The sequence below is a fragment of the Bacillus cereus group sp. BfR-BA-01524 genome, from assembly GCF_022662595.1.
Taxonomy (GTDB): domain Bacteria; phylum Bacillota; class Bacilli; order Bacillales; family Bacillaceae_G; genus Bacillus_A; species Bacillus_A thuringiensis_S.
Genome location: NZ_JAKUDW010000122.1, coordinates 1 through 15,220, shown reverse-complemented (window position 1 = coordinate 15,220; position 15,220 = coordinate 1). Strand labels below are relative to the sequence as shown.

Sequence of the window (15,220 nt, the reverse complement as noted above, 5' to 3'; positions counted from 1 at the left end):
CGAATCCAGCTAGCCCAGCCATTTACGAGCCATTAGCTCAGTTGGTAGAGCATCTGACTTTTAATCAGAGGGTCGAAGGTTCGAATCCTTCATGGCTCACCATTTTCGCGGAAGTAGTTCAGTGGTAGAATACAACCTTGCCAAGGTTGGGGTCGCGGGTTCGAATCCCGTCTTCCGCTTTATTACTAAGGGGCCTTAGCTCAGCTGGGAGAGCGCCTGCCTTGCACGCAGGAGGTCAGCGGTTCGATCCCGCTAGGCTCCATCTAAATAGAAAAAGCTTACATCATATGATGTAAGCTTTTTTGTGTTTAAAAAGACAACTTTTATATTTATCGTTTAAAATGAAGAAAACGTAAAAATAAGGGATGAGGGATAATTGTGAAAGTTGTTATTGCATCTGATTCATATAAAGAAAGCCTAAAAGCTATAGAAGTATGTGAAGCTATTGAAAGAGGTTTTAGAGCAATTTTTCCTAATGCAAAGTATGTGAAAATACCGATTGGAGATGGAGGAGAAGGGACGGTTGAATCGCTTGTTGATGCTACAGGGGGGAGAATTATATCAATTAGTGTGACAGGACCGCTTAGAGAAAGTGTACAAGCTTTTTATGGCATGTCTAAAGATAAAAAGACAGCGTTTATTGAAATGGCAGCAGCATCAGGATTACAGCACGTGCCAGTTGAAAAGCGAAACCCACTTATTACAACGACAAAAGGAACAGGAGAACTTATATTACATGCGCTAAATCAAGGGGCGGAGTACATAATTTTAGGACTTGGAGGAAGTGCTACAAATGATGGTGGGGCAGGCATGTTAGCAGCTTTAGGAGTAAGATTTATAAATGACAAGGGTGAAGTGATAGATCCATCTGGAGGTACGTTACATTCGATTGTTGCTATTGATTTTTCACAAATGGACCCACGCTTAAAGGGGATAAAGATAGAAGCGGCATGTGATGTGGATAATCCATTAGTCGGAATGCAGGGAGCATCTTTCGTATTTGGGAGACAAAAGGGTGCGAATGTAGAGATGATGAAAGAGTTAGATGAAAATTTAAAACATTATGCGAATATCCTTAAAAGATATGTATCTTCTGATGTATCTGGAATACCTGGTGCAGGAGCAGCGGGAGGAATGGGAGCGGCTGTTAGTTCAGTGTTAAAGGGAGATTTGCGGAGGGGCATTGAAATTGTATTGGATTATACAAATTTCGATGAACATATAGAAGGTGCAACTCTCATTATAACTGGTGAAGGTAGAATAGATGAACAAACTGCATATGGAAAGGCTCCTGTTGGTGTTGCGGGGCGTGCGAAACGTTTATCTGTACCTGTAATTGCTATTGGAGGGTCTGTATCATCTGATTATCCAGCTGTGTACGAGAAAGGAATAGATGCGGTATTTAGTATTACAACGAGACCGATGACACTAGAAGAAGCATATAAAGTAGCAGAAGAAAATATTGAAATGACAACGAAGAATATTGCAGCAGTATGGAAAATAGCGTCAGAAAAACACTTCTAAATGTAGGGGTGTTTTATTATTATTATTTAATAATAGTGATTGCGATTGTTTCATTAAGTTAACTTTATACATAGAATAGTCTTGGAATTTGATTTTCAACGTGAATATAAGTGAATAAATTGTATATCCATACAAAAAAATGTCGAGTTGAGTCAGACTATATAAAAGATTTAAAATATTTAGTGAAGGCATAAAAGGGGGATACTATCTATGAAAAAAGAAATCTCAGTTATTGGAGTTCCAATGGATTTAGGACAGATGCGTCGTGGAGTTGATATGGGACCGAGCGCGATCCGTTATGCAGGGGTAATTGAAAGAATTGAAGAAATTGGATATGACGTTAAAGATATGGGAGATATATGTATAGAGAGAGAAAAAGAAGTAGATGCGAATACAAAATTAAGAAACCTTACACAAGTTGCAACTGTATGTAACGAATTAGCAAGTAAGGTGGATCATATTATAGAAGAAGGTCGTTTTCCACTTGTATTAGGTGGTGACCATAGTATTGCTATCGGTACATTAGCTGGTGTAGCCAAACATTATAAAAACTTAGGTGTTATTTGGTATGATGCACACGGTGATTTAAATACAGAGGAAACTTCACCATCTGGAAATATTCACGGTATGTCACTTGCTGCAAGTTTAGGTTATGGACATTCTTCACTTGTAGATTTATACGGAGCATATCCAAAGGTGAAAAAAGAGAATGTTGTAATTATCGGTGCACGTGCGTTGGATGAAGGAGAAAAAGACTTCATTCGCAATGAAGGTATTAAAGTATTCTCAATGCATGAGATTGATCGTATGGGGATGACGGCTGTTATGGAAGAAACGATCGCATATTTATCTCATACTGATGGTGTCCACTTGTCATTAGATTTAGATGGTCTTGATCCTCATGATGCACCAGGTGTTGGAACGCCTGTAATTGGCGGTCTATCTTATCGTGAAAGCCACTTAGCGATGGAAATGTTAGCAGAAGCTGATATTATCACATCTGCTGAATTTGTTGAGGTAAATACGATTTTAGATGAGAGAAATAGAACAGCAACAACAGCAGTTGCTTTAATGGGTTCTTTATTCGGTGAAAAACTAAAATAAATGTAAGAAAAGCAACTGAGAAGTTGCTTTTTTTATTTGAAAATAGGCGTATAATAATGACTTATATTATACTGTACGATAATAATGTTTGACATCTTACCAATTTGAGTTAAAGGGGGTTGTTTGTAATTGTTGTTTGTTTCATGTATGGTATAATTAACTAGTTGTTGGAAATACATACAGATAGAGCATAAAACAATATTTCAATATATGGATAGAATTGCTCGTAAGTAGGAGGAAGGGTTAGCATGCCTTTTGAAGATACGACCATTTTGAAATATCTTAGTACGGTATTAGATATTGCCGTTGTATGGTTTATTATATATAAGCTAATTCTCATAATCCGAGGGACGAAGGCTGTTCAACTTTTAAAAGGGATTACAGTTATTATTGTCGTTCGGATGATCAGTATTTTCCTTGAATTGCATACGCTATATTGGCTAACTGAACAAGTATTAACGTGGGGATTTTTAGCCGTTATTATTATCTTTCAGCCAGAATTGCGAAGAGCACTTGAGCAGCTAGGACGCGGGAGTTTATTTTCGCGTGTTGGAACTCATGAGGATGATGAACCTGAGATGGTTGCAACAGCGATAGCAAAAGCAACCGAATATATGGGAAAACGTAGAATTGGTGCATTAATTACTTTGTCAAAAGAGACCGGTATGGGTGATTATGTGGAAACGGGTATTCCGCTGAATGCAAACGTATCATCGGAACTACTTATTAATATTTTTATTCCAAATACACCTCTTCATGACGGAGCAGTAATTATGCAAGGAAGTACAATTAAAGCAGCAGCATGCTATCTTCCATTATCAGAAAGTCCGTTTATTTCTAAAGAATTAGGAACTAGACATCGTGCTGCAATGGGAGTTAGTGAAGTCACTGATAGTATTACAGTAGTTGTGTCGGAAGAAACTGGTCAAATTTCTTTAACGAAAAATGGCAAGTTGCATCGTGACTTGAAGACAGAACAGCTGAAGGATATGTTATTAGCTGAATTTAGTGGAAACGAAAAAACGACTTCTTCGTCTTTATGGAATTGGAGGAGAAAGCGTCATGGATAAGTTAATGGAGAATCATTGGTTTTTAAAAGGGATCTCATTACTATTGGCGTGTATGCTTTTTATGTCAGCGACGTTAACTGAAAAAAATACGACATCAGGTATAGTACCTTTCGCGAATGATGCGAAAGAAACATTAACTAATTATGGTATTAAGGTTAAGTATGATGAAGAGAAATATATTGTAAGTGGTATTCCGTCAGAGGGCGTTAAAGTGAAGTTAGAGGGCCCAAAAGCAGCAGTTGCTACAGCAAAAGCAAAAAAACAATTTGACATAACAATTGATTTGCGAGATAGTGCAAAAGGAACTTATGAAGTTTCTTTAAAAACGAACGGGCTTCCAGATGATGTGAAAGGAACAGTTCAGCCATCAACAATTAAAGTTACTCTTCATGAAAAGGCGAGAAAATATGTTCATGTAGATTTGAAATTATCAAATGAGGATCAGATGCCAGCGGGAGCTACTCTCGAAAAATCAAACCTTAAACCGGATACTGTTGAGGTAGTTGGGACGAAAGAAGAAATTGAAAGTATTTCATCTGCCAAAGCGTATGTTGATTTAAAAGGTGTTAATAAAACTGTTACAAAAACGCCCGAAGTTACATTATACAATAAAGAAGGAAAACGTTTAAATGTAAGAACAAGTCCATCTAAGATTAGTGTAACGTTGAATGTGACAACGCAAACTACAGCCAATAATACTGAAAAAACTGTTCCTATAACATATACGAAAAAGGGGAGTTTAGCAGAAGGATTGGCAATTACAAATATTAGTGTTGAGCCAAAAGAAGTAACGATAGCAGGTCCAAAAGATATTTTGGATAATATACAATCGATAGAGGGGGTCGAAGTAGATCTTAGTCAATTGACAGAGTCTACAACATTCGATGCCTCTGTTTTATTACCCAAGGGTGTAACAAGCGCAAAACCGAATCAAGTGAAAGTTTCGGTGGGAGTGCAAAAAACAAAACAAACGAAAACAAAAACGATTGATGGTATCCCAATCCAAAAAAATGGACTTTCTAAAGATGTTACTGCTCAGTTACTTTCGCCGCAAGATGGAAAGATAAGTGTTGATATTTCAGGAGAAGCAAGTATAGTAGATAAAATAACAGCTGCTCAAATAACAGCGGTAATTAATTTGCAAAATATATCTCCAGGGACGAAAGATATTTCCATTCAAGTGAGTGGTCCTGGTAATATTTCAATAGAGTCAAAGCAAAAAAATGCTAAAGTTACTATTGTGAAAAAAGAAAAACCAGATAAAGAAGTACAGGGTAACGGTCAAGAACCGGATTCAAACACCAATCAAGAAAATCAAACTGAGAAACCAAAAAATCCTGAACCTAATCCAGAAAAGGAACAGGAAAATAATCAAAACCAAAATCAAGATAAAGATAAAGAAACTAGTCAAGAACCAACAGTAGATAACCATAATCAAAAAGAGCAAGAAAAAGGAGCGAATCATAATGGGTAAATATTTTGGTACAGATGGAGTACGCGGAGTTGCAAATAAGGAGTTAACACCTGAATTAGCTTTCAAAATTGGGCGTTTTGGCGGTTATGTATTAACAAAAGATACAGATCGTCCAAAAGTAATTATCGGTCGTGATACACGTGTATCTGGCCATATGTTAGAAGGAGCTTTAGTAGCAGGTCTATTATCAACTGGAGCAGAAGTAATGCGCCTTGGCGTTATTTCTACACCGGGCGTTGCTTATTTAACAAAAGCACTAGACGCACAAGCGGGTGTTATGATTTCTGCATCTCATAATCCAGTACAAGATAACGGTATTAAATTCTTTGGTTCAGACGGTTTTAAATTAACAGATGAGCAAGAAGCTGAAATTGAAGCTTTATTAGACAAAGAAGTTGATGAACTACCACGTCCAACAGGTACTAATCTTGGACAAGTGAGCGATTACTTTGAAGGTGGACAAAAATATTTACAGTACATTAAACAAACTGTTGAAGAAGATTTCTCTGGTCTACATATCGCTTTAGATTGTGCACATGGTGCAACTTCTTCTCTAGCTCCATACTTATTTGCAGACCTAGAAGCTGACATTTCAACAATGGGAACTTCACCGAACGGTATGAATATTAACGAAGGTGTAGGATCTACACATCCAGAAGTATTAGCTGAATTAGTAAAAGAAAAAGGTGCGGATATCGGACTTGCTTTTGATGGCGATGGCGACCGTTTAATTGCTGTAGACGAAAAAGGAAACATCGTTGACGGTGATCAAATTATGTTTATTTGTGCGAAGTACATGAAAGAAACTGGTCAATTAAAACATAATACAGTTGTTTCAACTGTTATGAGTAACTTAGGTTTCTACAAAGCACTTGAAGCAAACAATATTACAAGTGATAAAACAGCAGTTGGTGACCGCTATGTAATGGAAGAGATGAAACGCGGTGGTTACAACTTAGGTGGAGAACAATCAGGCCATATTATCTTACTTGATTACATTACAACTGGTGACGGAATGTTAAGTGCACTTCAACTTGTAAACATCATGAAAATGACGAAAAAATCATTATCTGAGCTTGCAGGAGAAATGACGAAATTCCCACAATTGCTAGTAAACGTTCGTGTAACAGATAAAAAATTAGCATTAGAAAATGAAAAAATTAAAGAAATTATTCGTGTTGTAGAGGAAGAAATGAACGGTGATGGCCGTATTCTTGTTCGTCCATCCGGAACAGAGCCACTTATTCGTGTAATGGCAGAAGCACCAACACAAGAAGTTTGTGATGCATATGTACACCGCATTGTAGAAGTGGTGAAAGCCGAAGTTGGCGCTGAATAATTAGCTGAATTTATATGAAAAAGGAGCACAAAAAGTGCTCCTTTTTCATATGTTTTATAGACGATGAAAAAAATTTCATTGACGGTTTATCCATGTTTGTTATAAGATGGTCTTGTTCTTTTTCTCAAAGGAAATATTGTAAATTATAAAAGCGCCAGAACTACAAATAGTGTAGTTGACGAGGTGGGGTTTATCGAGATTTCGGCGGATGACTCCCGGTTGTTCATCACAACCGCAAACTTTTACTTAAATCATTAAGGTGACTTAGTGGACAAAGGTGAAAGTGTGATGAGAGAAGAGGAACGGATGAAAACTAGCTGTATAAGTATATACGGACTTAAACCCAATCGAGAGGAAGGTGAAAGCCGTTACAAGCTTACAGGGCTAGCAATATGTAATCCGTTTTTTAGTATAAATAAAAATGGTATCGGACTATGTCGTTACATGTTCGCAGAGCAGTGTAAGCATTTGTAACGGCGACTAAACATGTGTGGAATCGTAGGATTTATTGGAGAGCAAGATGCAAAGGAAATTTTATTAAAAGGTTTAGAAAAGCTAGAATATCGTGGATATGATTCAGCAGGTATTGCAGTACAAGCAGAGAACGGTGTTGTTGTATACAAAGAAAAAGGCCGTATCGCAAAACTTCGTGAAATCGTAGATGAGAACGTAGCAGCAAGCGTAGGTATCGGACACACACGCTGGGCTACACACGGTGTTCCAAGTAAAGTAAACGCGCATCCGCATCAAAGTACATCAAAACGCTTTACACTAGTTCATAACGGTGTAATTGAAAACTATGAATTAGTGAAAAAGGAATATTTACAAGATGTAACGTTCGTAAGTGAAACAGATACAGAGATTATCGTACAGCTTATGGAACAACAAGTGAGCACAGGATTAAGTGTAGAAGAAGCGTTCCGTAATACGCTATCTCTTTTACATGGCTCTTATGCAATCGGATTACTTGATGCTGAAAATCCAAACATGATTTATGTTGCTAAAAACAAAAGCCCGCTATTAGTAGGTGTTGGTGACAACTTTAATGTTGTGGCAAGCGACGCTATGGCGATGTTACAAGTTACAGATCAATTTATTGAGTTAATGGATAAAGAAATCGTAATCGTAACGAAAGAAAGTATTACAATTAAAAACTTACAAGGTGAAACGATTGAACGTGCACCGTTTACAGCGGAATTAGACGCAAGTGATATTGAAAAGGGAACATATCCTCACTTCATGCTTAAAGAAATCGATGAGCAACCACTTGTAATCCGTAATATAATTCAAAAGTATCAAGATGAAAATGGCGAAATTGAATTAAATCAAGACATCCGCAATGCGATTTTAGATAGCGATCGTATTTACATCATTGCATGTGGAACGAGTTATCATGCAGGTCTTGTTGGAAAACAATTTATCGAGAAGTTTGCAAAAATGCCAGTTGAAGTGCATGTAGCAAGTGAATTCTCTTACAACATGCCATTATTAACAGAAAGACCATTCTTCATTTACATTTCACAAAGTGGTGAAACAGCTGATAGCCGTGCAGTACTTGTACAAACAAATGAAATGGGTCATAAAGCATTAACAATTACAAACGTGCCTGGTTCTACGCTTTCTCGTGAAGCTGATTATACACTTCCGTTATACGCTGGACCAGAAATTGCAGTTGCATCAACGAAAGCTTACACAGCACAGCTTGCAGTACTTTCAATTTTAGCAGCTGATATTGCTAAAGCAAAAGGTGAAGTTCTTGATTTCGATTTAACACACGAACTAGGACTTGTAGCAAATGCAATGATAGAACTTTGTGATCAAAAAGAAGAAATGGACGCATTAGCAAAACAATTTTTAGCGACAACGCGTAACTGTTTCTTCATCGGACGTAGCGTAGACTTCTACGTAGGATTAGAAGGTGCGTTAAAACTAAAAGAAATCTCTTACATCCAAGCAGAAGGATTTGCTGGAGGAGAGTTAAAACACGGTACAATCGCTTTAATCGAAAATGGTACACCAGTTATCGCACTTGCTACACAAGAGCACGTAAACCTTGGAATTCGTGGTAACGTGAAAGAAGTAGTAGCACGCGGAGCTAACCCATGTATCATCTCAATGAAAGGCTTAGAAATGGAAGGAGACAGCTTCGTATTACCAGCTGTACACGAAGCACTAGCACCGCTAGTAGCAGTTATTCCATTCCAACTTATCTCATACTACGCAGCACTTCACCGCGAGTGTGATGTTGATAAGCCACGTAACTTAGCTAAGTCTGTTACGGTTGAGTAGGAGATTGGTAGGTTAATAAATATAGTTATAGCTTTAAAATAAATTTACAAATTTGTACCCCTTTAGATATTTTATCTAAAGGGGTATTTTTGTGTCGAAAAAGAACATCTAAAATTGATAAGTGGATAGTGGGAGATGGAAAGAACCCGACTAATGAAAGTCTTATTTTATCTGATTTGGAATAGAACTACTTTTATTTATCTGAATTTTCCGTTATCTTTTTAAGTATTCGTGACCGATTTTTTTTATTATGACAAGAAGAGACGATAGATTCATGGACATTACAAGGGGGTATATTGATGAAAGTGAATGAAAAAACATATTTAAGTATAGAAGAGATTATTTCATTACCGGCCTTAACAAGTACAAATATAAGTGATGATGGCAACAACGTAGCGTTTGTTAAGAAGACGACTAACTGGAAAGACAATACATATAGAAACCATGTATGGGTATATGAAAAAGATAAGGGGCAGAGTTATCCATTAACAAATGAGGATATAGATAGTACATGCCCGTCATGGTCTCCAAGTTCTAGGGATATTGCATACCTTAGCCCTGTTGGTAATGGGAAAAATCAAATCTTTATTAAGTCACTAGATGGTTATGGTGGGGTGCAAATTACTGATGAGGAAGAAGGGATCAGTACATTCAAATGGGATCCTACGGGTAAAGGTTTTTATTATGTTGCACAATCAAAAGAATGTGAGGAAATAAAGAAACGTAAGGAACAATATGGAAATTTCCAACATGTAGGCAAGGAACATCAGAATAATTGTTTATATTACATTGAAATAGAAAAAGTGATACAAAATGATAAAGAGGAACAAGGGGTTAGTGGTGTTTATCAATTAACTGAGGGTAAGGATTTTTATATCCATGGATTTGATATTTCAGATGATGGGGCAAAGGTTGTATTTATGGCTACACCAAGCCTAAACGATCATATGAATGGTGATCTATACATATTAGATGTTGAAGCTAGGGAACTACAACAGATGAATGTAGATAAGTTGTTGGGCGGGAGCGTTTGTTTTTCTCCAGAGGGCAGCAAAATCTGTTACTCAGCAAGCATAAGAGAGAAGGATTACTATAGAAACCATATACAAGAAAGTATAGTAGAGATATATGATATGAATACTGGAGAGGTAATTCAGCCTCTAACAAATTTTGATAGTACGGTTACGCCATTACAGTGGACAGCTAAAGGCATTTTAATTAGATGGCAGGATAAAACGAATTATCGTATTGGATTACTAGCTGAAGGTGGCACTGTGGAAGCATTAAGCGACAAAGTAGATGGCTTTATAATGGATGCCTCTATAACAAAGGATGGAAATCATATAACCTATAATAAGGCTATAACAAATGAAACCTTTGAAATCTATTTGGATGATAAAAAAATAACGGATGAGAATAGCTTTTTCGAAGGGAAGCTTAAAAGTAAGAGGGAAGTCATCTCATGGAAAAGTAGTGATGGTCTTGAAATAGAGGGTGTTATATCAACCCCCGTAGAGTTTGACACTAATAAAAAATATCCTTTATTAGTAGTAATTCACGGTGGGCCGGCTTGGGCATCCTTTCCGATATTTTCAGACTGTTTCAATGAGAAATATCCGATTGAACAGTTTATCGAAAAAGGCTTTATCGTTTTAGAGCCAAACTACAGAGGAAGTTCTGGTTATGGTAATGAATTCTTAAAAGCAAACTATAGAAAACAGGGAATCGCTGACTACGATGATGTTATATCAGGGGTGGATAAACTAGTTGATCAAGGGATAGTAGATACAGATAGAGTAGGAGTTATGGGATGGAGTAACGGAGGATATATATCAGCTTTCTGTTCTACATTTAGCAGTAGATTTAAAGCTATTTCAGTTGGTGGTGGAATTACTAATTGGCGCACTCATTATGTAAATACAGATATTCCTTACTTTATTAGGATGTATTTAGGGGATAATCCATGGAATGATCCAGAAATATATACGAAAACATCACCAATGACATATATTAAATCGGCCTGTACTCCTACCTTAATCCAACATGGTGAAAAAGATGCAAGAATTCCGACTGCAAATGCATATGAGCTATATCAAGGATTAAGGGGTATGGAAGTTGATACAGAATTAATTATATTTAAAGGAATGGCATATAGTCCTAATCAGCCGGGAATGAATGTAGCTATTATGCAACAGAATTTGATGTGGTTTTCACACTATATTCTTGGAGAGAGTATGGAGGGTTTTAGGACTTTATAATGGATATTTGTACAGGATATACATAAGGTTGAAACAGTCTTCATATTGAGATGATTTATTATAAAATATATACTTAAACTACTATCAGTACACACATCAGGGAGGACTAATATGACAGGAAATAAAAATGAATTACTAGTAGAAAAACGTGAAGAGTTATTGAAAGTATTGCAAGCTCGTTTTGAGAAAAACATGAACCGCCATGAAGGTCTTGAATGGGCTAAAGTTGAAACGAAGCTGACTACTAATAATGAAAAATTGTGGTCACTTAACGAAATGGAAGTAACTGGCGGTGAGCCGGATGTTGTCGGTTATGATGAAGAAAAGGACAAATATACTTTCTATGATTGTTCAAAGGAGAGTCCTAAAGGCCGCAGAAGTCTTTGTTATGATCTTGAGGCGTTAGAATCAAGAAAAAAACATAAACCAGAAAATAACGTTATTGATGTTGCCAATGCTATGGGCATTGAACTATTAACAGAAGAACAATATCGGGAATTGCAACAACTTGGCGATTTTGACATGAAATCATCAAGTTGGGTACAAACACCTTCAGATATTCGAGAACTCGGTGGTGCTCTATTTTGCGATTATCGCTTCGGTCATGTTTTCGTGTACCACAATGGAGCAGACTCTTACTATGCTGCCAGAGGTTTTCGTGGCTCGTTAAAAGTTTAAATTAGGATAAATAAGAAAAAGAGCCTATAGGCTCTTTTTCTTATTTATATTTTAAAAGTAAACTGTTACTACGCAGTTTTACTTAATTTATATGTTCCGTGGTTGTTTTTACGGAAAAGTTTAGGGAAAACATAGCCATCTAATCCAATACGTCCAGCGTTCTGCCCTGCAACTAAAATGAACATAGTCAAAATAAGCAGGTTTGGGTTTACACTAACAGTTCCGCTTAATAAAAATGAAAGATTCATTATGATTCCGAAAAATGCAGCTGTTTTTGTTAATCCGCCTAAAATTAAACCTAGACCTACTAAAATTTCTCCCCATTGAACTAAAAAGCTAAATAGGTCTGCGTTTGGAAGAACAAAATGTTGAAGAAAATCTGCCCACCAATTTTGTACTGCAGGGTGGTCACCTGATGCTTGAGCAATAGCGCCCTTTAGAAAACCACTTGCGTCAAAAGATTGTCCGAAGACTTTGCCTATCCCAGCAGCGAGCCATGTATATCCTATGTAAAGCCGTAATAATAATAATATGAAAGTAGCACGTTTATCAGTTCTTAAAAAATTGATAACCATTGAAATCCCTCCAATATTGTATTTACAAGTTTATTATATATCCATTGTGAAAAGATTCACAATGGATATAATGTGAACAAATTTATGATTTTTTATTTGTAAAATTGTACATAAAGTATTTTGAAGTTTATTTTTGGAAGGTGAAGAATAAATGTGGTATGGGAGCTATCTATTTTAGTAGAGAGCTCCCATAGTAAACAGATTCATTTAGTTTTTTTAGCATATCTGGGCATTACTATTATTTCTCCGGTTTTATATAAGGAACAATTTGCGCAGTCACCCCTACAGAAGCAGCACGAATAAAGTCTTGATTTTCTAACGCCTTAAAGTTTTCCGTTTTTCCTGTTAGCATAACACCTAAAATTTTCACTTGATCGAATGGTTTGTTTTTGTTTGCTTTTAAAAACTTCTGGATATCTTCGTCATGTCCATCGTCATCGTATTGGTTAAGTGAATCAACGAACTCTTTGTACGCTTTTTCAGGAGATTTGTCTGGATTGAATCCGTAAACGGGCATACCGGCAGGTCCTTTACTTTCATCTCCAATGGGTGAGGTCATATATAGCCATACGATATTTAAGTTATCTGGTATTTTTGTTTGAATTTCTTTTAATGTATAAGGTTGATTGAAAGAGATAGCAACTTCGGCAACATAGTTGTTCATTTGTGAAACTTCACCTAATTCATTTTGGACACCATCATGATAATCTTTAATATTCGGGTTATAAAATGTCGCAAATTTATTCTTTGTTTGTTTATCGTACTCATAAAATTCTGCATTGGACCTGGACCAATAAAAACCAGGCGTTAACTCATTGAAGTCAATATGAGTCAGGAACCAACCATAAGAGCTTGTTAATGTGTTCCATGGGACTACATAACCGTTAACATTTTTGGAACGGTTTGATATAATATTGCCGCCAAACATAGATGAATTACTCGTTACTTGAGAATCAATTTGCACATTCGGTTCTGCAATTGCGTTATGTAAAAAGAGATGTTCGTGAAGCTTCGTAGAGCTTTTCGCTGCGAAGTAATTGCCAACCTTGTACATTATAGGAATCAGCATGATTACAACGATAACAGAAGTAATGATAATTTTAAGTAACTGTTTTCTTTTAGCTTTTTTTAATGCATCTTTTAAAGAAGTATCCATTAAGGTTTTCCTCCTATTTCTGAGTGAATTGCTTTACGTGCACGATGTAACTTTTGTTTGACGCTGTTTACTTGAATATCTAGTATTAGAGCGATTTCTTCGTATGTAAAATCGTAATAATATTTTAAAAAGAAGGCTTCTTTGTATTCTAGTTTTATATCTTTTAATAAATGGAAAATCTCATCTTTATTTAAAACTGCATCCAATTTTCGGTCTGTATACTGTAGTTTTGAATAGATTTCTTCAGTTAAGTAGATGTTTTGCTGTTCTTTTTTTCGTTTTAAATCAATGTATTCATTTAATGCGACCCTAAAAAACCACGGACGAATGTTACTCTCGGTTAGGTTATCTAGTAACGTGTATACTTTATAGAAAGTATTTTGGATGATGTCTTCTGCATCTTCTTTTATAGCCCCTTTCGCTAATAGTAGTTTGAACACTTCCTCTCCTAAATTGATAAGATAGGAGGTCAATATATTTTCTTTTCCCATCATTTTTCCTCCCTACACTTATACAACGGATAGGTAATGGTAAATGTATACACTTAAATTAAAGTTTTGTTCTTTATACAAATAGAAAAGGCATATAACAATCATATGTTATATGCCTTTTCTAATATATACTTAGTAACTTATTTAGGTAATGTAAATTTAACTTTTTTACCTTGTGAAATATCTTTAGCTTCTTTATTTCTCATAGGTCCTAACTCAATCTCAAAGCTTTTGTCTTTCCAAATCTTTTCATACTGCTCTTGATCTAAAATATATACTTGTAGTAACTCTCCAGATGTTCCTGTTTTGACTGAAGCATTATAGTCATAATTTAATAGCATACCTTCATTAATCGTATATTGTGTACCATCATTCACTCTTAATGTAGAGCTTATAGGAGATAGTGAAACGTCTTGAACATCTTTGTTATCAAGCTTGAATTTTACTGTTAATAGAACGAGACCGTTTTTAAAATTTGCAAAGCGTGGAGCTTCGACAGAATTTGGTGTGAATTGAGTGAATTGGTATCCGTCTAATGTAACATTAACAGCGCCTAATTCTTGGTTGTTATTAATACTTGATTTCTCTTTTACCATTTTTTTATCGCCCATGTTATTAGCTGTAGCTTTATCTTGGTAGAAAGTATTATCTGTTGCAACTTTTTCAGCACCCTGTTTGTTTAAACTTAATGAAAAGCTTCCAGGATTTCCGATTGGAGCATCAAATTTTCCTTTATTAGCTTGTGCAGTTGGGACTGAGACTGAGACTGTTGAGAGACTTGAAATTTTCGCTAGATCATCTTTTCCGAATGGATAAGCGATATAACCAGAAATAGTTTCTCCTGCTTTTACTAAGTAATCATTCGTTGGAGCAAGTTTAGTTGGGAGCTGATCTTCTTTTGGAATTAAATCTTTATAGTTACTATATGCTTTCTGCGCGCCAGTAAATGACATGTCCAATGCTGGCATATAATAAATATCTTTAGCTGAACTATTTTTTACGCTGTAGTTCACAAGAATAACTCCGCCTTCTGTTTGACGATTAAACGGAATATCGAAGTTTGTATGGAATCCATTTAATTCAACTAATGTGTAACTATTCATTGATACTGAAACATCTTCAGCTTTATAGACTTGTGGTTCTTTATTTTCAAAAAGAACTTTTGTTTTACCACCTGTTTCTTTTTCCATATAGGAAATCAGCTTAGAGTAGTCGCTTGACCCAGTAGCTGTATTTTCAGGCTTTTTATCTTCAGTTTTTTT

The 15,220-nt window shown here is 36.0% G+C and carries 13 protein-coding genes and 3 tRNA genes; 12 read left to right on the top strand and 4 right to left on the bottom strand.

Annotated features, from left to right (window positions below):
* Positions 1-26 precede the first annotated feature (26 nt).
* The 12 genes from MR170_RS27020 (at position 27) to MR170_RS26965 (ending at position 11,736) form a co-directional block, all read left to right on the top strand.
* Positions 27-102: transfer RNA gene (locus MR170_RS27020), tRNA-Lys, on the top strand.
* A 5-nt stretch (positions 103-107) separates the two neighbouring features.
* Positions 108-179: transfer RNA gene (locus tag MR170_RS27015), tRNA-Gly, on the top strand.
* A gap of 10 nt (positions 180-189) precedes the next feature.
* Positions 190-262, top strand: a tRNA-Ala gene (locus MR170_RS27010).
* 116 nt (positions 263-378) lie between these two features.
* The gene (locus MR170_RS27005) at positions 379-1,524 is read left to right on the top strand and encodes a glycerate kinase (RefSeq protein ID WP_242310079.1); all 1,146 of its coding nucleotides are present in this window, start codon (positions 379-381) and stop codon (positions 1,522-1,524) included.
* Between the two features lie 210 nt (positions 1,525-1,734).
* Positions 1,735-2,628, top strand: coding sequence for an arginase (gene rocF / locus MR170_RS27000; protein WP_242310076.1), 894 nt, complete (start codon positions 1,735-1,737; stop codon positions 2,626-2,628).
* Positions 2,629-2,876: 248 nt separating this feature from the next.
* A complete protein-coding gene (gene cdaA / locus MR170_RS26995) occupies positions 2,877-3,698 on the top strand; it encodes a diadenylate cyclase CdaA (RefSeq protein WP_016084011.1) in 822 nt (273 codons plus the stop codon).
* Positions 3,691-5,172: a CdaR family protein gene (locus MR170_RS26990; RefSeq protein ID WP_242310074.1), complete on the top strand. Its 1,482-nt coding sequence runs from the start codon at positions 3,691-3,693 to the stop codon at positions 5,170-5,172. The genes cdaA and MR170_RS26990 overlap by 8 nt, the downstream gene beginning before the upstream one ends.
* Positions 5,165-6,511 (top strand): phosphoglucosamine mutase, encoded by a 1,347-nt coding sequence (glmM, locus tag MR170_RS26985; RefSeq protein ID WP_029441429.1) that lies wholly within the window; start codon positions 5,165-5,167, stop codon positions 6,509-6,511. The genes MR170_RS26990 and glmM overlap by 8 nt, the downstream gene beginning before the upstream one ends.
* A gap of 288 nt (positions 6,512-6,799) precedes the next feature.
* A complete protein-coding gene (locus MR170_RS26980) occupies positions 6,800-6,985 on the top strand; it encodes a hypothetical protein (protein ID WP_001206405.1) in 186 nt (61 codons plus the stop codon).
* A 12-nt stretch (positions 6,986-6,997) separates the two neighbouring features.
* A complete protein-coding gene (gene glmS, locus MR170_RS26975; RefSeq protein WP_016084009.1) occupies positions 6,998-8,800 on the top strand; it encodes a glutamine--fructose-6-phosphate transaminase (isomerizing) in 1,803 nt (600 codons plus the stop codon).
* Between the two features lie 299 nt (positions 8,801-9,099).
* Positions 9,100-11,058: a S9 family peptidase gene (locus tag MR170_RS26970; protein WP_242310071.1), complete on the top strand. Its 1,959-nt coding sequence runs from the start codon at positions 9,100-9,102 to the stop codon at positions 11,056-11,058.
* A 111-nt stretch (positions 11,059-11,169) separates the two neighbouring features.
* Positions 11,170-11,736, top strand: a complete 567-nt coding sequence (locus MR170_RS26965) for a DUF4256 domain-containing protein (protein WP_242310069.1) — start codon at positions 11,170-11,172, stop codon at positions 11,734-11,736.
* A gap of 68 nt (positions 11,737-11,804) precedes the next feature.
* Here the strand turns inward: MR170_RS26965 and MR170_RS26960 are convergent, their stop codons facing one another.
* The 4 genes from MR170_RS26960 to MR170_RS26945 all read right to left on the bottom strand — a co-directional run.
* The gene (locus MR170_RS26960; RefSeq protein ID WP_064472704.1) at positions 11,805-12,311 is read right to left on the bottom strand and encodes a DoxX family membrane protein; all 507 of its coding nucleotides are present in this window, start codon (positions 12,309-12,311) and stop codon (positions 11,805-11,807) included.
* A 238-nt stretch (positions 12,312-12,549) separates the two neighbouring features.
* Positions 12,550-13,467, bottom strand: coding sequence for a sigma factor regulator N-terminal domain-containing protein (locus tag MR170_RS26955; protein ID WP_242310066.1), 918 nt, complete (start codon positions 13,465-13,467; stop codon positions 12,550-12,552).
* Positions 13,467-13,958: an RNA polymerase sigma factor gene (locus MR170_RS26950; RefSeq protein ID WP_242310065.1), complete on the bottom strand. Its 492-nt coding sequence runs from the start codon at positions 13,956-13,958 to the stop codon at positions 13,467-13,469. The genes MR170_RS26955 and MR170_RS26950 overlap by 1 nt, the downstream gene beginning before the upstream one ends.
* 140 nt (positions 13,959-14,098) lie before the next feature.
* Positions 14,099-15,220, bottom strand: a 1,122-nt coding sequence (locus MR170_RS26945) for a DUF5068 domain-containing protein (RefSeq protein ID WP_242310063.1), incomplete at its 5' end; no start/stop codon positions are given.